At 74.4% G+C, this 19,559-nt stretch carries 19 protein-coding genes; 13 read left to right on the forward strand and 6 right to left on the reverse strand.

Going from position 1 to position 19,559, the window contains the following annotated elements; genetic code table 11:
• The first annotated feature begins 20 nt into the window (after window positions 1–20).
• Window positions 21–1,094: a tRNA (adenosine(37)-N6)-threonylcarbamoyltransferase complex transferase subunit TsaD gene (tsaD, locus tag DFJ68_RS15510; RefSeq protein WP_121034510.1), complete on the forward strand. Its 1,074-nt coding sequence runs from the start codon at window positions 21–23 to the stop codon at window positions 1,092–1,094.
• Here the strand turns inward: tsaD and DFJ68_RS15515 are convergent.
• A complete protein-coding gene (locus DFJ68_RS15515) occupies window positions 1,035–1,652 on the reverse strand; it encodes a TetR/AcrR family transcriptional regulator (protein ID WP_211333391.1) in 618 nt (205 codons plus the stop codon). The genes tsaD and DFJ68_RS15515 overlap by 60 nt on opposite strands.
• Before the next feature lie 90 nt (window positions 1,653–1,742).
• On the opposite strand from DFJ68_RS15515, the gene DFJ68_RS15520 reads away from it, so the two are divergent.
• Window positions 1,743–2,459: an alpha/beta fold hydrolase gene (locus DFJ68_RS15520; RefSeq protein ID WP_245963689.1), complete on the forward strand. Its 717-nt coding sequence runs from the start codon at window positions 1,743–1,745 to the stop codon at window positions 2,457–2,459.
• 82 nt (window positions 2,460–2,541) lie between these two features.
• Here DFJ68_RS15520 and DFJ68_RS18855 read toward each other — a convergent pair whose 3' ends face one another.
• Entirely contained in the window at window positions 2,542–3,069 is a 528-nt protein-coding gene (locus DFJ68_RS18855) for a cation efflux transmembrane domain-containing protein (protein WP_245963690.1), read from the reverse strand.
• Window positions 3,070–3,234: 165 nt separating this feature from the next.
• On the opposite strand from DFJ68_RS18855, the gene DFJ68_RS18860 reads away from it, so the two are divergent.
• The 10 genes from DFJ68_RS18860 to DFJ68_RS15570 all read left to right on the forward strand — a co-directional run bounded on the left by DFJ68_RS18860 (window position 3,235) and on the right by DFJ68_RS15570 (window position 14,281).
• Entirely contained in the window at window positions 3,235–3,495 is a 261-nt protein-coding gene (locus DFJ68_RS18860; RefSeq protein WP_245963691.1) for a hypothetical protein, read from the forward strand.
• Between the two features lie 71 nt (window positions 3,496–3,566).
• On the forward strand, window positions 3,567–4,241 hold the full coding sequence (locus tag DFJ68_RS18545) for a hypothetical protein (RefSeq protein ID WP_211333392.1): 675 nt from the start codon (window positions 3,567–3,569) through the stop codon (window positions 4,239–4,241).
• Window positions 4,242–4,350: 109 nt separating this feature from the next.
• Entirely contained in the window at window positions 4,351–4,836 is a 486-nt protein-coding gene (locus tag DFJ68_RS15535; RefSeq protein ID WP_121034512.1) for an NUDIX hydrolase, read from the forward strand.
• Between the two features lie 65 nt (window positions 4,837–4,901).
• Window positions 4,902–7,199, forward strand: a complete 2,298-nt coding sequence (locus DFJ68_RS15540) for a DUF6049 family protein (protein WP_147431614.1) — start codon at window positions 4,902–4,904, stop codon at window positions 7,197–7,199.
• Window positions 7,200–7,348: 149 nt separating this feature from the next.
• Window positions 7,349–9,448: a protein kinase family protein gene (locus DFJ68_RS15545; RefSeq protein WP_147431615.1), complete on the forward strand. Its 2,100-nt coding sequence runs from the start codon at window positions 7,349–7,351 to the stop codon at window positions 9,446–9,448.
• Entirely contained in the window at window positions 9,445–10,038 is a 594-nt protein-coding gene (sigM, locus tag DFJ68_RS15550) for an RNA polymerase sigma factor SigM (RefSeq protein WP_245963692.1), read from the forward strand. Before DFJ68_RS15545 ends, sigM begins: the two co-directional genes overlap by 4 nt.
• Before the next feature lie 234 nt (window positions 10,039–10,272).
• Window positions 10,273–11,124, forward strand: a complete 852-nt coding sequence (locus DFJ68_RS15555; protein WP_121034515.1) for a hypothetical protein — start codon at window positions 10,273–10,275, stop codon at window positions 11,122–11,124.
• A gap of 192 nt (window positions 11,125–11,316) precedes the next feature.
• Window positions 11,317–12,393, forward strand: coding sequence for a thioredoxin-disulfide reductase (gene trxB, locus DFJ68_RS15560; RefSeq protein ID WP_121034516.1), 1,077 nt, complete (start codon window positions 11,317–11,319; stop codon window positions 12,391–12,393).
• A 108-nt stretch (window positions 12,394–12,501) separates the two neighbouring features.
• Window positions 12,502–12,825: a thioredoxin gene (gene trxA / locus DFJ68_RS15565; protein WP_121034517.1), complete on the forward strand. Its 324-nt coding sequence runs from the start codon at window positions 12,502–12,504 to the stop codon at window positions 12,823–12,825.
• A gap of 199 nt (window positions 12,826–13,024) precedes the next feature.
• Window positions 13,025–14,281, forward strand: coding sequence for an N-acetylmuramoyl-L-alanine amidase (locus DFJ68_RS15570; protein ID WP_121035439.1), 1,257 nt, complete (start codon window positions 13,025–13,027; stop codon window positions 14,279–14,281).
• Window positions 14,282–14,346: 65 nt separating this feature from the next.
• On the opposite strand, the gene DFJ68_RS15575 is transcribed toward DFJ68_RS15570, so the two are convergent.
• Window positions 14,347–14,988, reverse strand: a complete 642-nt coding sequence (locus DFJ68_RS15575; RefSeq protein ID WP_121034518.1) for an N-acetyltransferase — start codon at window positions 14,986–14,988, stop codon at window positions 14,347–14,349.
• A 102-nt stretch (window positions 14,989–15,090) separates the two neighbouring features.
• Between DFJ68_RS15575 and DFJ68_RS15580 the strand changes: the two genes are divergently transcribed.
• Window positions 15,091–16,143: a glutathione S-transferase family protein gene (locus DFJ68_RS15580; RefSeq protein WP_121034519.1), complete on the forward strand. Its 1,053-nt coding sequence runs from the start codon at window positions 15,091–15,093 to the stop codon at window positions 16,141–16,143.
• 73 nt (window positions 16,144–16,216) lie between these two features.
• Here the strand turns inward: DFJ68_RS15580 and DFJ68_RS15585 are convergent, their stop codons facing one another.
• The 3 genes from DFJ68_RS15585 to DFJ68_RS15595 form a co-directional block, all read right to left on the reverse strand.
• On the reverse strand, window positions 16,217–17,113 hold the full coding sequence (locus DFJ68_RS15585) for a metallophosphoesterase (protein WP_121035440.1): 897 nt from the start codon (window positions 17,111–17,113) through the stop codon (window positions 16,217–16,219).
• Between the two features lie 144 nt (window positions 17,114–17,257).
• Window positions 17,258–18,118, reverse strand: a complete 861-nt coding sequence (locus tag DFJ68_RS15590) for an Fpg/Nei family DNA glycosylase (RefSeq protein WP_121034520.1) — start codon at window positions 18,116–18,118, stop codon at window positions 17,258–17,260.
• Between the two features lie 42 nt (window positions 18,119–18,160).
• The gene (locus DFJ68_RS15595) at window positions 18,161–19,441 is read right to left on the reverse strand and encodes a ParB/RepB/Spo0J family partition protein (RefSeq protein ID WP_121034521.1); all 1,281 of its coding nucleotides are present in this window, start codon (window positions 19,439–19,441) and stop codon (window positions 18,161–18,163) included.
• Between the last annotated feature and the right edge of the window lie 118 nt (window positions 19,442–19,559).

Consider the following 19,559-nt stretch of genomic DNA (forward strand, 5'->3'; position numbering starts at 1 on the left):
GGACCTGAGACGCTAGGGGGGTGAACGAGCAACCGCTGGTGCTGGGCATCGAGTCGTCGTGCGACGAGACGGGGGTGGCGGTCGTGCGCGGCCACGACCTGCTCTCGAACGTCGTGTCGAGCAGCCTCGACGAGCACGTCCGCTACGGCGGGGTCGTGCCGGAGGTCGCGTCGCGCGCGCACCTCGAGGCGATGGTGCCCGCCGTCGACCGCGCCGTGCGCGAGGCGGGCGTGGCCCTGCGCGACCTCGACGCCGTCGCTGTCACCGCCGGCCCCGGTCTCGCCAGCGCGCTCATGGTCGGGGTCGGGGCGGCCAAGGCGCTGGCCGTCACCCTCGGCACGCCGCTCTACGGGGTCAACCACCTCGACGCCCACATCGCCGTCGACGTGCTCGAGCACGGCCCGCTGCCCGAGCCCACCATCGCCCTGCTCGTCTCCGGCGGTCACACGTCCCTCGCCCTCGTGCGCGACATCACGAGCGACGTGTCACTGCTCGGCGAGACGCTCGACGACGCCGCCGGCGAGGCGTTCGACAAGATCGCCCGCCTGCTCGGGCTGCCCTACCCGGGCGGTCCGATGATCGACCGCGCCGCGGCCGACGGCGACCCGACGTCGCTGACGTGGCCGCGCGGGCTCGCAAACGCCCGCGGTGGCCACCGGCCCTACGACTTCTCGTTCTCGGGCCTGAAGTCGGCCGTGGCCCGCTGGGTGCGCGAGCGCCGCGAGGCCGGTCTCGACGTCCCGGTCGCCGACGTCGCCGCGTCGGTGCAGGAGGCGATCGCCGACGTCCTCACCTCCCGCGCCGTGCAGGCCTGCCGCGACCTCGGCGTCGCCCACCTGCAGGTCGGCGGCGGCGTGGCCGCCAACAGCAGGGTGCGCGCCCTCGCCGAGCAACGCTGCGCCACGGCCGGCATCGAGCTGCGGGTCCCCCGCCGCGGGCTGTGCACCGACAACGGGGCCATGGTCGCCGCCCTCGGCAGCGAGCTCGTGCGCAAGGGACGCCCCGCCAGCGACCTGTGGCTCGGCACCGACCCGTCACGCCCCATCGGCGAGGTGCACGTCGTGCCGGCACCCCGCGAGCGTGTCACCGCCTGACCGCCGCTCGGTGGGCGGGTCGAGCAGCCCGACGAGGTCGGCGAAGGCGCGGTCGACACGGTCGCGGTCCCCCGTCGCCGCGAGGTCGAGCAGCAGCCCTCGGATGCCGGCCAGCACGAGTGTCGCGAGCCCCGGCCGTTCCAGCGTGGCCAGCCCATCGGACAGCGGCTGCAGCCAGTCGGTCGTGGCCTGCCGGGCGAACCCCGGCCACCGCTCGTGCACCGGGGTCTCGGGCGTGCGGCCGAACATCCGGAGGTAGGGCTGCCCGTCGGCGCCGGAGATCGTCCGCCAGGCGCGAAAGAGCGTCGTCGCGTACGGCTCCCCCGGCCGCGCCCGCAGCACGTCAGTGAAGAGGTCGAGCTGGCGTTCTCGGGCCTGCTCCAGCACGGCGCGCAACAGGGCGTCGCGCGTGCCGAAGTGGTAGAGCAGCATCCGGGCCGACGTGCCGGTCGCGCTGACGAACGGCTCGAGGCGGTCGGGCAGGCCGTGCGCGAGGGCGTGGTCGGTGCAGGCGTCGAGAAGCCGGGTGCGGATCTGTGGCTGCGGTCGTCGTCCCACCATTTGATTTTTTCGCGTAACTGTCGCTACGTCTACCGTCAGGACGGACGAACCAGGGCGAACGACGGAGGCGTGATGAGAGTGGTGTTCGTGCACGGGGCACGCGTGCGGGACGGTCGGTGGTGGTGGCACCGGACGGCCGCGCTGCTGGACGAGCACGGGATCCAGAGCGTGGCGGTCCCCCTACCGAGCTGCGGCGAGACGGGCGAGTCCCCAGGGGCGGACGGCCCCGGGCTCGTCGAGGACGCCGCCGCCCTCGCGTCGGTGCTGAACGGCGGCGCGGGGGACGAGCCCACGGTCGTCGTGGCGCACAGCTACGGCGGCATCGTCGTGGCGCAGGCCGCCGCGACCGTCGACCCGTCGCGGAGCGCGGTGCGCCACCTCGTCCTCGTCTCGAGCTACCTCCCGACGGTCGGCCAGAGCCTGGGCGACTTCGGGGGCGAGGCGCCGGCGCCGTTCCTGCACCTCGACCTGGTCGGCGGGACGTTCGGGGTGGTTCCGGACCTGCTCGCGTCGACCTTCCTGCAGGACTGCGACGACGACGTGAGGGGCGCCGCGCCCGGCCGGCTGGCCCGGCAGAGCCTGCACGTCGTCACGACGCCGGTCGCGTCGGCGCCGTGGCCGGACGTGCCCACCACTTACGTCGTCTGCGCCGACGACCGGGGCACCCCGGCAGCCGCGCAGCGCGAGTTCGCACGACGGGCCGACCGCATCGCCGAGGTGGAGGCCGGCCACCACCCCTTCCTGTCGCAGCCCGAGGTGGTGCGTGACCTCCTTCTCGGGCTTGACACCGCGACGGCGTCCTGACCATCGCAGCGACGGCGCGCACGACGCGTACGGCGCCGGGTCGCCGAGCGTGGGTCCGCCGGGAGCGGGCACACCGGCATCCTCAGTCGATCGTCTCCCCGGCGAGGGCGCGCGCGGCGAGGCGCTCGTCCTCGCTCGCCTCCCAGACCTCCCACGCCGCGTGCAGCCCGAGGGCGATGATGGCGGCGCCGAGCACGAGGTCGGGCCACCCGGAGCCCGTGGCGGCGGTGACGACACCCATGACGATCACCGCGACGTTGACGACGACGTCGTTGCGTGCGGACAGGAAGGCGGCCGCCGTGAGCGAGCCGCCATGACGCCGGATGCCGGTGAGCAGCAGTGCGCTGGCACCGTTGACGACGATGGCGCCGAGCGAGGCGAGGACGACCGGGGCGACCTCCGGCGGGCGCGGGTCGCCGAAGCGCTGTACCGCCGCCCACCCGGCGGCCACCGCCGGCACGAGCAGGACGAGCACCATGAGCCGGCCCACGACCGCCCGTCGGCGCAGCGACCACCCGAGCGCGAGCGCGATGAGCAGGTTGATCGCGGTGTCCTCGAGGAAGTCGACGGAGTCGGCGAGCAGGGCCACCGAGCCGGCCGCGAGCGCCACCGCCGCCTAGACGAAGAAGTAGGCGAAATTCAGGGCGCGACGTCGAGCACGACCCGCCGCAGTCGGCGGGTGTCGAGGGGGGCCCTCGGGCCGGGGTCGGTGGTCACGCGATGCTCACCCGCTGATCCTGACAGGCGCGGCGGCGCAGGGGGCGACACTGGCACGGTGGGACGACGGGACGCGCTGCCGCAGCCGCGGGTCGACCCGAACGTGGACGTGCTGCTGGCGTCGGCGCGCGAGGTCGCACGCTCGCTCACCCCGGGCGACTGCGACACCCTCGGCCAGGCCGCCGCCGCATACCGCGGGGAGACGGCTGACGACGACTGGGCCGAGCGTGGGGAGGCCGTGGCGTCGCTGCGCGACGCCCTGCTGACCGGCATCCGGGCGGCGGAGGGGCACGCCACCGGGCACGACGCTACGGCCTGACCGTTTTGTCGGATACCAGGGCAGGAGTGGGTACGGGCCCGTCGTCCCGCCCCACCACGCAGAGGAACCCCGTGAAGCTCACCCGGACCGCCGGCCTGCCCCTCGCCGCCGTCGCCCTGTCCCTGTCCCTCGCCGCCTGCGGTGGTGGCTCCGACTCCCCCGGCGGCTCGGGGGGGAGCACGCCGAGCGCGTCGTCACCGGGCTCTAGCCAGCCGCTCGGCGGGTCGACGATGACGAGCAGCGACGGTATGACCGCCATGCCCACCGAGAGCATGACCGAGAGCATGACGTCCACCATGACCGGCGAGGCCACGCCCACGGACATGATGACGAGCAGCGACGGCGCCACCGCGTCGTCGTCGGCTCCCGGCTCGGCCCTGGGCACCCCGGCACCCGAGGGCGCCGTGATCAAGGCCGGCGCGTCCGGCTCGCTGCCGGCCGAGGTCAAGGGCTGGGCCAAGCAGTCGGGCTCGGGACCGGCGACGATCTACAGCAAGAACGGCGCGCTCATCTCGATCAGCTTCCTGTCCGGCTCCAAGGTCGACTCGCTGGTGTCGAGCCTCACCGCCGAGCAGACCCGCGCCGGCACCGGCCAGTGCGGCCAGGCCGGCAGCGCCGACAACCTCACCTGCTACCTCGGCGCGGCCGACGGTGTCTACAACCTCAGCGCCGACGCGGGCGAGGTGTCGCTCGGCGACCTCGTCGCCTTCACGAACGCCATGACCGAGGCGGCCGGCACCAGCTGACCCGGCCACCCGGCATCCGCGACGAGGTGTGCGCGGATGCCGGGTGGCTCGGCGCCGAGGGCACGCCGAGGTCGGCGCCACCCACTGCCGAGGCCGTTATGGTGACAAGGTGAGTGCGCAGCCGGCCCCCGACCCCGCCCCGGGTCGCCGCCTGCCCTCGGTCGAGGAGCGTTCTGCCGGCGGCATCGTCGTCGACATCCAGGGCGGCCGGGCCCTCATCGCCGTCATCGCCCGACGCAACCGGGCCGGTCGGGTCGAGTGGTGCCTGCCCAAGGGCCACGTCGAACCGGGCGAGACGCTCGTCGAGACCGCCGCCCGCGAGGTGGCCGAGGAGACGGGCATCGAGGGGCGCGTCCTCATCGAGCTCGGCACCATCGACTACTGGTTCGCGACCTCGACGAAGCGGGTGCACAAGTTCGTGCATCACTACCTGCTCGAGGCCACCGGCGGCGAGCTCTCGATCGAGAACGACCCCGACCACGAGGCCATCGACGTCGCGTGGATGGCGCTCGACGAGGTGCACCGCCGCCTCACCTTCCCGAACGAGCGCCGCATCGCGCAGGCGGCGTGGAACCGGTTGGCGGGCACGGCGTGACCCCTCGGCGGTCCGGCCGGTCGGCCCCCGGCCGTCGGCCTCGCCCTGCCGTGCGGGCCGGGCTCGTGCGTGCCCTCGCGGCCGGTGCCGTGGTCGCCGCGACCGTCGGCCTGACCGCCGTCGTGCCCGCGGTGGGAGCGCCGGCGACCGCCCGGGCCGTCACGAGCGCCACGCCGGCCACCCTCACGCCCTCCCTCACGCCCGCCGCGACCCCCGACCCGACCCGCGCCGTCGTCACGCTGCGGACCGTCACGCCCGCCGTCGTCGCGCCGGGCGACACCGTGACCGTCGCCGGGACCGTCACCGCCCCGAGCAGCGGACCCCTCACCGGGGCCACCGTCCGTGTCGTCGTCGACCGGCAGCGCCTCGACGAGCGGGCGCAGGTCGCCACCTGGGCGGCGAGCACCGACCCCTCCGACGGCCGTACCGTCGGCACGGTCGACATCGCCGACGTCCCCGCCTCGGGCCGGACCACCTTCACCCTCACGATGGATGCCGGGGCCGTCCGGAGCGACCGCGTGTTCGCCGCGCTGCCGGTGTCGGTCGAGGTCGTGCAGGAGGGCGCGAGCACCCCGGTCGGCGTCACCCACTCCTTCTTCTCCTGGCACGTGCGCAAGGAGTACGACCGGCTGCAGGTCGCGACCGCGGTCCCACTCACCCTCGACCCCGACGTCGACCTGTACTCCGGCGACCCGACGACCCGCGACGCGGCGTGGACCGAGGTCATCGGCCCGACCTCGCGCGTGCAGCGCATCGTCGACGGGACCAAGGGGGCGCAGGCGACCCTCGCCGTCGACCCCTCCCTCTTCGGCCCGGAGACCCCGCCCGCCATCGGGACCCCGTCCGGCAGCCCGTCAGGCACCTCCACGACACCCACCCCTTCCACGTCGGCCCCGTCGGCCCCGTCGACACCGCCGCCGTCCGGCGCGACGAGCCCACCGGCATCCGCAGCGCCGACCGGCACCTCCACCGGCACCGCGACCGGCGGCGCCGACGGTGGCGAGGGGGCCCGTTCACGCACCGAGGCGGCGCTCACGTCGGCGCTCGCCGGCAGCCTGCGCGGGCGCGAGCTCTGGGCACTGCCCTACGCCGACGCCGACATGGCCGCGACCGTCGACTCCGACGACACCAACGGGCTCGTGCGCGACCTCGTCGACCGGGCCCGCATCGTCTCCGACACCGTGGGGCAGCCCGTGCGCGACGACGTCGTGTGGCCCGTCGACGGGCTGCTGCCCCCGGGGCGCGAGGCGGCGCTGCGCACCCTGCTGTCGGGGACGGCCGTCGGCCGGGCGGCCGGGGTCGTCGTCGACGAGCGTGCCGTCACCTCCGACAGCACCCCGACACCGTCGGCGCGGCGGGTGGCGTCCGGCGGCACGCGACTGCTCGCGTACGACCCCGTCCTGTCGTCGCTGCTGCCGACGCGCGCCGACGCTGGGTCGGCCCTGCCCGTGCAGCGCTACCTCGCCGAGACGCTCGTGCTGCTCGGGGAGCGCCCCGGCACCACCCGGTCGGTGTTCGTCACCGCCCCGCGCACCTACGACCCGGACCCCGCCACGCTGAGCGCGTTCCTCGCCGCCGTCTCGAGCGCGCCGTGGGTCGACCCGGTCGACCCGGCCGCCCTGCTCGAGGACTCCGGGGGCGACCAGGCGTCGGCCGCCGAGACGCCCGTGCAGCCGGTGGCCTCGGCCGCCCCCAAGCCCACGCTCTCGGCCGGTCGCCTCGCCAACCTCGCCGCCCAGCGCTCCCGGCTGCAGGACGTCGCCGCCGTGCTCGCCGACGGGCAGGCCTTCGAGCGCACCTACCGCGAGGTGCTCGACGAGCTGGCCAGCACCCGCTGGCGGTGGCAGCCCGACTCGTGGGACGTGCTGAGCAACACCGTGGCCCGCGAGACGACGGCCGCCACGAGCGCCATCACGGTCGCCGACCAGAGCGTCAACTTCCTCGCCGAGCAGGGCAGCCTCCAGGTCACGGTCGAGAACGGCCTGCCCTTCGCGGTCGCCGGCGTGCGGCTCGTGCTCGCGCCGACCAACCCCCGCATGCAGGTCGTCGAGCAGCCCGGCGCCATCACCGTCGCCCCGGGCTCGAAGCGGACCGTGCGGGTGCCGGTCGTCGCCGTCGCCGCCGGCCGCGCCGACATCCGCGCCTACCTCACGACCGAGGACGGCACCCCGATCGGCTCCCCGGCCGTCATCTCGGTGTCGGCCAACCCCTTGGACGGCCGCATCTACTGGGTCGGCGGCGCCGTAGTAGCCCTCGTGCTCGTCGCCGGCGTCGGGCGCGCCCTGCTGCGCGGCACCTCCCGCATCGACGAGATCGCCGACGAGGCGGGCCCCACCCCGCCGACCGGCCCGACCGGAGGGTGACGCGAGCGCGGCGCGGCGTGCCGCGGGTGCAGCCGGGTATCGGAGCGGTCTCCGCCTAGGATGACCCGCAGAGTCCGGATGCCGGGCCGTGCCGTGAGCGCGTCGACGCCGACGACGTGCCGGCGACGACAGCGGGAGAGGTGGCGCACGTGCAGGGGGTCGGGCCCGGTTCCACGCTCGGCGGACGGTACGCCGTCACGCAGCGCATCGCCGTGGGGACGCACCACGAGCGGTGGCGTGCCGACGACCGCACCCTCGACCGCGAGGTCGTGCTCGTCTGCTTCACCACCGGCACGTCGGTCGCCGCGGGCGCGCTCGACGCCGCCCGCCGTGCCGCCGGCATCGAGGACCAGCGCCTCACCCGGGTGCTCGACGTCGGCGCCGACGGTGACGTCTCGTTCATCGTCGAGGAGCCCCTCACCGACGCCGCCACGCTCGGCGAGCTGCTCGACTCCGGCGGCCTGCCCGCCGAGGAGGTGCGCCGCCTCGTCGGTGAGACCTCGAGCGCGCTCGACAAGGCCCGCCACCGCGGCCTGCACCACCTGGCCCTCACCCCCGACAGCGTGCTGCGGATGCCGGACGGCGCGGTCAAGGTGCGCGGGCTCGCCACCGACGCCGCCCTCGTCGGCGTCGACGACGCCAGCGACGCCGAGGCCTCCCGGCGCGACGCGCTCGGGCTGGTCAAGCTCGTCTACGCCGGCCTCACCGCGCGCTGGCCCGTGGCCCGCGGCGAGCGCGCCGCCCTCGCCTACGACCGGCTCGAGGGTGCCCCCTCGATGGTGGGCGGCCCCGCCGCCCCGTCGGAGATCGTCGTCGGCGTCCCGAACGACCTCGACCTCATCTGCCGGATGACCCTGCGCGACGACCGTGGCCCGGTCTCGCCCGGTGACCTCGCCGTGCAGATCGCCCCGTGGCCGTCGCGGCCGCCGGCCGGTGACGGAGCCGGGGGCCTGCAGACCTCGGCTTCGCCGCGGTCCGGCAGCCGACGGCCCGCGGGCGACCGCGCCGGTCGGGCCGGTGCCGCTGGAGTCGGTGGTGCCGCCGGTGCGGCCGGGGTCGCCGGTGCCGCCGCTGCGGGCACCTCCGACCGCTCGTCCTCCGGCGACCGGGGCGACGGCACCCGGGAGCTGGAGCCCATCACGGCCGAGCACGGTGTCGACGTCGCCCCCGGCGCCGTCGCCGTCGGCGAGGGAGCCGGCCCCGCCCCCACCGACGACGACGCGACCCGCGACGACGGCATCCGGGCTGGTTCGGACGGCAACGAGAGCACCAATGGCACAGACGTGCACGGGGTCGACGAGGTCGACACGCGCTCGCGCACGGGGGGCATCGCGGCCGCCGGGGCCGCCGCGGCCGGGGCGGCGGGAGCCATCGGCGACCGGGTCGGCTCCTTCGCGCGTGCGGCGGCCGAGCGGGCCCAGGCCCGGGCGGCCGAGCGACGCGCGTCGCACGCCGAGCGTGACGGCGGCCGTACCGACGACCCCGACGACGACGGCTACGACGACGACATCTCGTTCGAGCAGGCGCTCGACGAGGCTCCGCAGACGGAGATCGACCCGCCGCTGCCCGTGTTCCACAACGACGCCCCCGAACGGCCGTCGCAGGCCGGCTCGCGCATCGCCCTCGCGGTCATCGGCGCGCTCGTCGTCGTCGGCGGCGTCATCGGCGTGCAGAACGTGCTCAAGATCGGCCAGAGCGACGCGGCCGCACCCACCCCGGTGCCGACCGTGACCTCGACCCGGCCGACGGCCCCGGCCCCTAGCTCGTCGGCGGCGCCGACCACGACGACGCCCGCGGCGGCCAGCGAGGTCGAGATCGCCGGCGGCACCGGCTTCGACCCGCAGGACGACGGCACCGAGGCCGACCAGAACGTGGGGCGCGTCTACGACGGCGACGACAGCACCGGCTGGCGCTCGCGCTGGTACGGCACCGACGACTACAACGGCAACAAGGACGGCGTCGGTGTCGCCCTCGACCTCGGGTCGTCGGTCACCGTCACCGAGGTCACCCTCGACCTGCCCGCCACGCAGGACGTCACGGTGTACGTCAACACGAAGGAGTCGCTCGACGGCGCGCAGGAGGTCGGGTCGGTCAAGGACGACGACGGCACCGTGAAGCTGACCGCACCGTCGGGGCTCAAGCCGGGCGACGTGCTGCTCGTGTGGGTGACCAAGCCGGGCCTGACCGCCGGCGAGGCGCCGAACCACTACCGGGCCCAGATCAACGAAGTGACGGTGCGCGGAACGTGACCGCGCAGGGCCACGGCGCGACGGGGACGGCGCTGCGGCTGGCCGAGCTGAGCGACGCCGAGCTGCTCCAGCTGCACGTCGACGGCGACGACACCGCGTTCGGCGAGCTGTTCCGGCGGCACAAGGACCGGATGTGGGCGGTCGCCCTGCGCACGTGCCGCGACCCCGAGCTCGCCGCCGACGCCGTGCAGGACGGCTTCATCGCCGCGTTTCGCCGGGCGTCGTCGTTCCGGGGCGAGGCGGCCGTGACGACGTGGCTGCACCGCATCGTCGTCAACGCCTGCCTCGACCGGCTGCGCCGCCGCAAGCCGACGAGCGAGCTGCCGGAGTTCGAGCTGGCCGACCGCCACGACGACCACGCCTCGACCGAGGTGCGCCTCGACATCCAGGAGGCGCTGGCCGCGCTGCCCGACGGCCAGCGCGCGGCCCTCGTGCTCGTCGACATGCATGCCGTGCCCGTCGCCGAGGCCGCGGTGATCCTCGGCGTCGCGGAGGGGACGGTGAAGTCGCGCTGCTCGCGCGGTCGGGCCGCCATCGCCGCCCACCTGGGCCTGACCCCCGGCCGCCGCCCGCCCGCCGAACCCGACTGAGGGCATGGTCGTACGCCACGACGGCGTCCACACCGTCTCCCGTGGAGGGTCGTCGCTGCCCCGACCACCGAGAACCTCCACAGGCCCGCGAAAACGGGTCGGGGCACCGTGGAACCGGACGGCCGACACCGCACGTCGGAGGTTCCGCGGCCGGTCTACCCACCGCCCGGCACCGCCGAGTTACCCCCCAGCACCACCGCAGCGCCACGCCAGCACCACTGCCGAAGGACCCCGATGAGTCCGTCCGACCCGACCGCGCCCGACGCCCGCGAGAACGACGTCGAGGCCGTCGGCGACCCCACGGACGAGCACAACGATGACCCCAGGGACCAGCTCACCGACGAGCTCACCGCCGACCTCGGCCCCCTCGACCCGGCCGTCGAGGCCCGCATCACGGCGCTGCTGGCTGCGGCCCCACCGGCCGGGCCGATGCCGACCGACGTCAGCGAGCGCCTCACCGACGCCTTGGCCCGCGAGGCCGACCTGCGCGTCGACCGCGCCCCCACCGCGGCCGGATCCGGCGCCAGCGTCACGCCGCTGTTCCGCCAGCCCCGCGAGCGCCGCCCGTGGATCGCCGTCGCCGCGGTCGCCGCCGCGGCGGCCATCGTCGCCGTCGGCGGCTCGGCCCTGCACCTGACGAAGCGCACCGACGGCGCCGCGGTCATCGGAGACGGTCGGGTGACCGGCTCGGCCGGCCCCACGGCATCCACGCCGACGACGAGCACCCCGCCGGGCACCCCGACCGTGCACATCCAGGTGAGCACGACCAACTACACCGAGCGCACGTTCGTGCCCCAGGCCACGACCCTGCTGCAGAGCCCCGGCCCGACGCTCGACCCGCTCGCCGCCGAGGCCCCCGCGATCGGCCCCATCGGCACTGTCACCGGGCTCGAGTCGTGCCTCACCGGGCTGGGGGTCGACGCCGCCGGGCTGATGGCGGTCTCCACCGACATCGCGAACTGGCAGGGCGCGCCGGCGGCCGTCGTCGTCGTGACGCAGGACGGCGCCCGCCGCGCATGGGCCGTCGAGCGCAGCTGCTCGCGCGACGCCCCCGGCCTGCTCTCGGGCCCCACCGACCTCCCCTGACCCGCGGGTGCGTCGACGAGGCTGGCTGCCGCCCGGCCCCCACGGCGCGACCGGATGCCGGGAACAACCGGCCCGTAGGATCGGTTGAGAAGCGTGCACCGGCCCGCACACGCCCGACGGGGCGTGACCGCGTGGCCCACGCACCGGCATCCGCCGGTCGACCACCCCGTGTGCTGAGGAGCAGAACCACCCATGTCGGACGTCCGCAACGTCATCATCATCGGTTCGGGCCCGGCGGGCTACACCGCCGCCACGTACGCCGCGCGCGCCAACCTGCACCCGCTCGTGTTCGAGGGTGCGGTCACGGCCGGCGGCGCGCTGATGAACACGACCGAGGTCGAGAACTACCCCGGCTTCAAGGACGGGATCATGGGCCCCGACCTCATGGACGGCATGCGCGCGCAGGCCGAGCGCTTCGGTGCCGAGCTCGTCACCGACGACGTCACCGCGGTCGACCTCAGCGGCGCCGTGAAGACCGTCACCGACGGCTCCGGCACCGTGCACCGCGCCCACGCCGTCGTCCTCGCGATGGGCTCGGCCTACCGCGAGCTCGGCCTGCCCCGCGAGAAGGAGCTGTCGGGCCACGGCGTCTCCTGGTGCGCGACGTGCGACGGGTTCTTCTTCCGCGACCAGGACATCGCCGTCGTCGGCGGCGGCGACTCCGCCGTCGAGGAGGCCACCTTCCTGACCAAGTTCGCCCGCTCGGTGACGATCGTGCACCGCCGCGGCGAGCTGCGCGCCAGCAAGATCATGGCCGAGCGCGCCCACTCGAACGACAAGATCCGCTTCGCGTGGAACTCCGAGGTCGCCGAGATCCACGGCGAGGGCAAGCTGTCGGGCGTCACGCTGCGCGACACCGTCACCGGCGAGACGCGCGAGCTGGCCGTCACCGGCCTCTTCGTCGCCATCGGCCACGACCCGCGCAACGAGCTGCTGACCGCCGAGGCAGCAACGGGCCCGGATGCCGGTGGGCTCGTCGAGCTCGACGACGCGGGCTACGTGCTCGTGCAGGGCCGGTCGACGCGCACCAACGTGCCCGGTGTCTTCGCGTGCGGCGACCTCGTCGACCACACCTACCGCCAGGCCATCACCGCCGCCGGGTCGGGCTGCTCCGCGGCCCTGGACGCCGAGCACTACCTCGCCGCGCTGGCCGACACCGCCACCCCGGAGGCCGCCCAGCAGGAGGCCACCGAGATCGACGAGGCCGACCCCGTCGAGACCCCGGCCGAAGGCAGCCTGCCCACCGAGCCTGTCGGTGCCCGCGCCTAGTCTCGGCGCACCACCGGCGCCACGGGGGTCGCTCCGCCGACCGGCGGACGGCCCGACCGGCGCCCCACCCGCACCACCGCCCCACCCCGCAGGAGAACAGGAAAGACCATGGCCCTGAAACAGACCACCGACGCCACCTTCGCCGACGACGTGCTCATGAGCGAGAAGCCCGTGCTCGTCGACTTCTGGGCGACGTGGTGCGGCCCGTGCCGCAAGGTCGCGCCGATCCTCGAGGAGATCGCCGAGCAGCACGGCGACAAGATCGAGATCGTCAAGCTCGACACCGACGCGAACCAGGACACCGCCGCCCGCTACGGCGTGACCTCGATCCCGACGCTCAACGTGTACGTCAAGGGCGAGGTCGTCAAGACCATCATCGGCGCGCACCCCAAGCCCAAGCTGCTGCGCGAGCTCGAGGACTACATCGGCTGACGGGCCGACCGAGCCACCCGGCATCCGCCGCGGTGACGGTGGGGGACGCCCTGATCGCGCCCCGACCGCCATCAGCGGCGGTGCCGACACACCGATGGCGCGCACGCCCGCGGGCCTGCGCGCCGTCGGCGTACTAGCCTGAGCCCGGCTCGAGGGCGTGTCCCGTCGTCGGGCTGCGCCCGGCCCGGAAGGAGTGACCGTGACGCCACCGTCTGCCATCGCCATCCGCCGCGGCGACCGCGGTTCTGCCGTCGCCGCCGTGCGTGAGCGCCTCGTCATCGTCGGCGAGCTCGACGCCGACGGCTCCGACGACGTCTCCGAGGACGCCGTCCTCGAGTTCGACGACCGGGTCGAACGCGCGGTCAAGTCGTTCCAGCAGCGACGCGGCCTGCTCGTCGACGGTGTCGTCGGCACCGCGACCTACGCCGCCCTCGACGGCGCGCGCTACGCCCTGGGCGACCGCGTCCTGCGGCACCAGCCCGGTCATTTCCTGGAGGGTGACGACGTCGCCACGCTGCAGGGGCGGCTCGTCGAGCTGGGGTTCCGCCCGGGCAAGGTCGACGGCATCCACGGACCGCTGACCGACGAGGCGGTGCGCGCCTTCCAGGCCGACGTCGGGCTGGTCGGTGACGGCACCGTCGGCCCGGAGACGATGCGCGCGTTCCAGGCCCTGCGCCGCTCGGTGCGCGGTGGCTCGGCCAACGCCCTGCGCGAGCGCGAGCACATCCGCCGCTCGGGCCACAGCCTGAGCGGGCGCACCATCGTCATCGACCCCGGGCACGGCGGCGACGACCGCGGGGCCGAGGGGCTGAAGGGCCTCGTCGAGGCCGACCTCTCGCTCGAGCTGGCCCGCCGCATCGAGGGGCGCCTGTCGGCCCACGGAGTCAACGTCGTCTTCACGCGTACGAACGCCACGACGGCCGGCACCGACGACGACCGGGCCGACTTCGCGAACGGTGTCGAGGCCGACCTCGTGCTGTCGCTGCACTCCGACCACTCCCCGTCGGGGTCGGCGCACGGCGTCGCGACGTACTTCTACGGCCACGACGCCCGCGGCGCGACCGGTGCCAACGGGTCCGGTGGCTCGGGAGCGCACGGCGCGCGCTCGCTCATCGGGGAGCGCTTCGCCGACGTGCTGCTGCGCGAGGTCGTGGCCCGCACCGGCCTGACCGACTGCCGCACCCACGCCCGCACGTGGACCCTGCTGCGCCGCACCCGGATGCCCGCCGTGCAGCTCGACGTCGGCTACCTCGACCACGAGGGCGACGCCGGCCTGCTGTCACGCCCCGAGACGCTCGACCGGGTCGCCGAGGCGACGGTCGTGGCCCTGCAGCGGCTCTACCTCGGCGAGAACGACACCGCGCAGACCGGGGTGCTGCACCTCGGCGACCTGCGCCGACACCTCGAGGCGCTGCGGTCCGGGTCGACCGGGGCCGAGGTCGGCGCGACCGGCTGAGGTCCGGCCAGGTCCATGCACTCGGCGGCCCGGTGGACCGGCAGGCCGGCGGCCGGTGCGAGCCGCTACTCGTGCCGACGCCGGGCGCGGGTCGCTCCGTCGGGCCGGGTCTCGGGCGCCGGCCGCAGCCCGGGCAGGCGGGCGAGCCGGGACGCGACGTAGGCCGCCGCCTCATCGCGGATGGTGACGACGGTGCGCAGGTCGAGCCGCAGCCGGGGGTAGGTCGGGTGGTCACGCTCGACGTGGAAGCCGAGCCGGTCGAGCCCGGACACCTCGAGCACGCACCCGTGCCGCCCGACGGCCAGCGGCCGGGCCGCGACGACGTCGATGGACCGGGCGCCGTGGGCGAGCGCCTCCTTGGCCGCGGCCTGCATGAGCAGTCGCCGCTGCCCGTTCGTGCCGAGGGCGGCCGTGACGAGCACGACGGCCGCCGGGTCGGACGGCGCGGTGGCGAAGGTGGCGAGCCGCGGCACGAGCCGGGCCGGCGCGAGCACGACGTGCCCGACCGGGGCGTCGTCGACGTAGAGCACCCGTCCCGGGGGCCCCCACTCGGCGCCCACCTGCTCGACCCACGCGCGGAGGGCCTGACCGGCATCCGACCCGTGACCGCCGTCGCCCTGCGGCCCCGTCTGCCAGAACGCGCACGGCGAGCACGCACCGAGCAGGTCGCCGACGCGGTCGGGCGTCAGGGGGTGCAGCGTGCGCATGCCGCCATTCTGGTGCGTGGACGGATGCCGTGGACAGCCGGGTGAACGCGGCCCTGAGGCTGCCGGCCGACGCGACGGTGCCAGACCATCTAAAGTTCAACCATGGGCGACAGCAGCGGTACCGACACGGACGAGCGTCAGGGCGAACAGGGCTCGTACGTCGAGGAGAGCTTCGAGCGCGACACGAACTACATCACGACCCGCATCACCCGTGACGCCCGTGACGGCCACCGGGTCGAGGCGGGGCGCTACCGGCTCGTCGTCGCCCGCGCGTGCCCGTGGGCGAACCGCACCATCATCGTGCGTCGGCTGCTCGGGCTCGAGGACGCCATCTCGATGGGGATCTGCGGCCCGACCCACGACAGGCGCAGCTGGACCTTCGACCTCGACCCCGGCGGCGTCGACCCGGTGCTGCAGATCCCCCGCATCCAGGACGCCTACCTCAAGCGGTTCCCCGACTACCCGCGCGGCATCACGGTGCCCGCGTTCGTCGACACGACGACGGGCGAGGTCGTCACCAACGACTTCAAGCAGATGACCGTCGACATGGAGACCGAGTGGCGCGAGTTCCACCGCGAGGGCGCGCCCGACCTCTACCCCGAGCACCTTCAGGACGAGATCGAGAGCGTCAGCAAGCCGATCTACACCGAGGTCAACAACGGCGTGTACCGCTGCGGCTTCGCGGGCACCCAGGACGCCTACGACAGCGCCTACGAGCGGCTCTTCACCCAGCTCGACGTGCTCGAGGAACGCCTGCGCACGCGCCGCTACCTCGTCGGCGACCACATCACCGAGGCCGACGTGCGGCTCTTCACGACCCTCGCGCGCTTCGACCCGGTCTACCACGGCCACTTCAAGTGCAACCGCAGCAAGCTCGACGAGATGCCGGTGCTCTGGGCCTACGCCCGCGACCTCTTCCAGACCCCGGGGTTCGGTGACACGACCGACTTCGCGCACATCAAGGCGCACTACTACGTCGTGCACCGCGACGTGAACCCCACCGGCATCATCCCGTCGGGTCCGGACCTGTCGAACTGGGCCACCCCTCACGGTCGTGAGGAGCTGGGCGGCTCGCCCTTCGGCGACGGCACCCCGCCCGGACCGCCGCGCGAGGTCGTCCCCGCCGACCACAACCCGGTGCTCGCGCTGCTCTGACCCGGCCCTGGGGCGGTAGGCCCCGCGCTGCCCCAGATCTCCCCGGTCGGCGACCGGGATTCTCGTCCGGTGATCAGCCGGTTCGCTTGCGGGAGAACACCTCTCGGCGTTCGTCCTCGGGGACGGCGGCCAGGTACTCGCGGACGGCGTCGGTGAGGACGGCCCACGTCGGGTGGTCGGTCACCGGTGCCACCGTGCTGACGACGTCGTCGGGGTAGACCTCGACGAGGTTCCACGACTGCGGCCCGTCGACCCCCATCATGAGCTCGGGTGGGACCGCGATGTCGTCCGCGTAGCTGACCCCACCGGCGACCAGCACCGGGATGCCGGCCAGCGTGCCGAAGCTCGTCACGTGGAGGTGGCCGCTCAGCACCGCCCGCACGTCGGTGCCCGCGACCGCGGCGCCCAGCCGGCCGACGTCGTCGAAGTCGAGCAGGGTCATGGTCGGGGAGCGGTACGCGATGGGCGCGTGGTGCACGACGAGGAGCGTGCCGTGCTCGGCCGGTTCGGCGAGAACCGTTGCGAGCCAGGCGTACTGGGCGTCGTCGAGGCCCCCGTGGTGGTAGCCCGGCACCGCGGAGTCGAGGGTGACGACGCGCAGCCCTCGGACGTCGTGCACGCGGTCCTGCGGGGCGTCGGTGTCGAGACCGTGCAGCGCCGCCGCGAGCGGGCGGCGCTCGTCGTGGTTGCCGCCGGTCGTCACGAGCACAGCTCCCAGCCGTTCGACGACGGGGTCGACGATCTCGCGGAACAGGGCGTAGGCGCGGGGGTCGGCCGTGTCGGTGAGGTCGCCCGAGACGACCAGCGCGTCGATCGGTTCCGCCGACTGCTCGACGCGCGACAGCGCCTGTCGCAGCTGGGCGCCCGTGTCGACGCGACCGTGCAGCAGCTGTCCCGGTGCGAGCAGGTGGGTGTCGCTCAGGTGGGCGACGACGTGGGTGCGCGAGGCACGACGGGTGGACGCAGCCATGACGTCAGCGTAGCCGCGGGCCGCAGCGCTCCACGGGGCCGAGGTCGTGCGCTCGGCGCCTGGCGACACCGACGACGGAGGGCGCTGATACCGCCCGAATCCCACTGGGACACAACGGCATCCGGGCCGATGCGCACACCCGGCTCAGTGTCGGCGCTGGCAGTTGGCGCACCAGTAGAGGCGCCGACCGGCCACCTCCTGCTCGCGCACCGTCTTGCCGCACCGGGGGCACGCCTGGCCGGTGCGCTTGTACACGGCGAAGCGACGCTCGAAGTAGCCCCCGAGACGCTCGCCGGTCGAGCCCTCCGTGATGGGCCGCGCCGAGCCGTCGGCCACCATCCGCTGCGCCTCCTCGACCTGGTCGTCGAGGGTGAGGATCTGTGAGAACGCCACCCCCAGGGGGAGCAGGCGGACGAGGTCGTCCCAGACGAGACGCCACGAGGCGGGCTTGAGCTCGACACCGAGGGTGAAGGGGTTGATCCGGTGCCGATGCAGCACCTCGCACCGATAGACGTTGCCGACCCCGGCGACCATCGACTGGTCCATGAGCAGCTCGGCGACCGACCGGCGGCGGGTCCTGATGAGCTGCCACGCCCGGTCGCCGTCCGCCTCGACGTCGAGGGGGTCGGGGCCGAGGGCGGTCTCGATGCGGCCGACGCGCTCGTCGTCGACGAGCTCGCACGCGATGGGCCCGCGGAGGTCGGCGACGTGGTGCTCGGTCAGCAGGCGCAGCCGCAGGGCTCCGCGGGGCTCCGGTGGCAGCGCCCCGTGCAGCGGCAGCACCGGCAGGGAGCCGATGAGACCGAGGTGGATGTGCAGCGTCTCGTGGGGGTACTCGACGAAGAGGTGCTTGCCGTTGGCCCGGGCGTGCTCGAGCACCTGCCCGTCGATGCGGGCCGCCTCGAAGGCGAACCGACCCTGAGGGCTGCTCGCCTGCACCTCCAGGCCGGCGAAGGCCCGGTTCAGCCTCGCCGCGAGGGCGTGGATGGTGTGACCCTCAGGCACGACGGCTCACGATGCCGGACCGCGGCTGTCGCCCGGTGGCGTTCACGGCCGCGCGAGGGCGTGCCCGTCGATGGTCGCCCCGTCCGAGGCCCCCTCACGCTCACGCTCGTCGATGCCCATGAGGGCCAGGATGCGCTCGAGGTCCTCGACGGAGGCGAACTCGACGGTGATCTTGCCCTTGCGTCGACCGAGGGCGATGGCCACGCGCGTCTCGAGGTGGTCGGCGAGGTGGGCCGAGAGGTCGTCGAGCTGCGGGTGGCGCGCACCGGCTCGGGGGCGACGCTGACGGGCGGGCGTCTCGTCGTCGCCGAGCGTGACGATCTCCTCGACGGTGCGCACGGACAGCCCTTCGGCGACGATGCGCTGCGCGAGCCGCTCCATTGCGGCGGCGTCGGCGAGGCCGAGCAGGGCACGGGCGTGTCCGGCGCTGAGCACACCGGCCGCCACGCGCCGCTGGACGAGCGGCGGGAGCCGGAGCAGCCGGAGCGTGTTGCTGATCTGGGGGCGGGAACGGCCGAGGCGGCCGGCCAGCTCGTCGTGGGAGCAGCCGAAGTCGTCGAGCAGCTGCTGGTAGGCCGCTGCCTCCTCGAGCGGGTTCAGCTGGCTGCGGTGCAGGTTCTCCAGCAGCGCGTCACGCAGGAGATCGTCGTCATGGGTCTCCTTGATGATGGCCGGGATCGTGGCCAGCCCGGCCTCCTGTGAGGCGCGCCACCGACGCTCACCCATGATGAGCTCGTACCGGACGCCGTCGTCGCCATCGGTGTCAGCGGTGGACGGCGTGGCGGGGCGGACGACGACGGGCTGCAGGACGCCGATCTCGGCGATGGAGTGGACGAGCTCGGCGAGCTGGTCCTCGTCGAAGACGGTGCGCGGCTGCCGCGGGTTCGGCCGGATGGCACTGATGTCGACCTCGGCGAAGGTCGCACCGGGGACGGGGGCCAGACCTGAGCTGGCGCTCTCGTCGACAGCGGGGGCCGACTGCTCGGATACGGCGATGTCGTCGCGCTGGCCGTCGGCGGCGTCCGAGGTCGCCGGGCTCGCAGCGCCGTTCGACGCGTCGGTGAGATGGGTCCGGCTGTCGTCTGTACTCTGCGTCACGGCCGATCGGGTGGCGGCGAGGTCGTCGGCCGCCGGCGAGGCTCCGGGCGTCCCCACCTGGTCGGGCGTGGGCGACACCTCGGGAGCGGTCGACTCGCGCGGGGCCGTGGGGGCGGCGGACCGGTCCCTAAAGAAGACGTCGACGGGTCGGTCACCCGGCGTGGCCGGGGCACTTGGGATGAGTGCTCCCAGACCGCGGCCCAGGGCTCGTCGCTTCTCCGCCATGACACTCCTTCGTAGTGGTGCTGTGAGTCGTGCTCAGTGGTCGTGCCCGGTGAGTCCGGGTGGCGGCCACGTCGTCTTCTGTCCTGCCCGCTTGGCTGACCGGGTTCCGTGTTTCACG

Source organism: Terracoccus luteus, assembly GCF_003635045.1.
Taxonomy (GTDB): Bacteria; Actinomycetota; Actinomycetes; order Actinomycetales; family Dermatophilaceae; genus Terracoccus; species Terracoccus luteus.

Bases quoted from the DNA above. Each gene is read 5' to 3' on its own strand.
- DFJ68_RS15555 (WP_121034515.1), top strand. From the start codon at position 10,273: ATGAGTCCGTCCGACCCGACCGCGCCCGACGCCCGCGAGAACGACGTC.
- trxB (WP_121034516.1), top strand. From the start codon at position 11,317: ATGTCGGACGTCCGCAACGTCATCATCATCGGTTCGGGCCCGGCGGGC.
- trxA (WP_121034517.1), top strand. From the start codon at position 12,502: ATGGCCCTGAAACAGACCACCGACGCCACCTTCGCCGACGACGTGCTC.
- DFJ68_RS15575 (WP_121034518.1), bottom strand. From the start codon at position 14,988: ATGCGCACGCTGCACCCCCTGACGCCCGACCGCGTCGGCGACCTGCTC.
- DFJ68_RS15580 (WP_121034519.1), top strand. From the start codon at position 15,091: ATGGGCGACAGCAGCGGTACCGACACGGACGAGCGTCAGGGCGAACAG.
- DFJ68_RS15585 (WP_121035440.1), bottom strand. From the start codon at position 17,113: ATGGCTGCGTCCACCCGTCGTGCCTCGCGCACCCACGTCGTCGCCCAC.
- DFJ68_RS15595 (WP_121034521.1), bottom strand. From the start codon at position 19,441: ATGGCGGAGAAGCGACGAGCCCTGGGCCGCGGTCTGGGAGCACTCATC.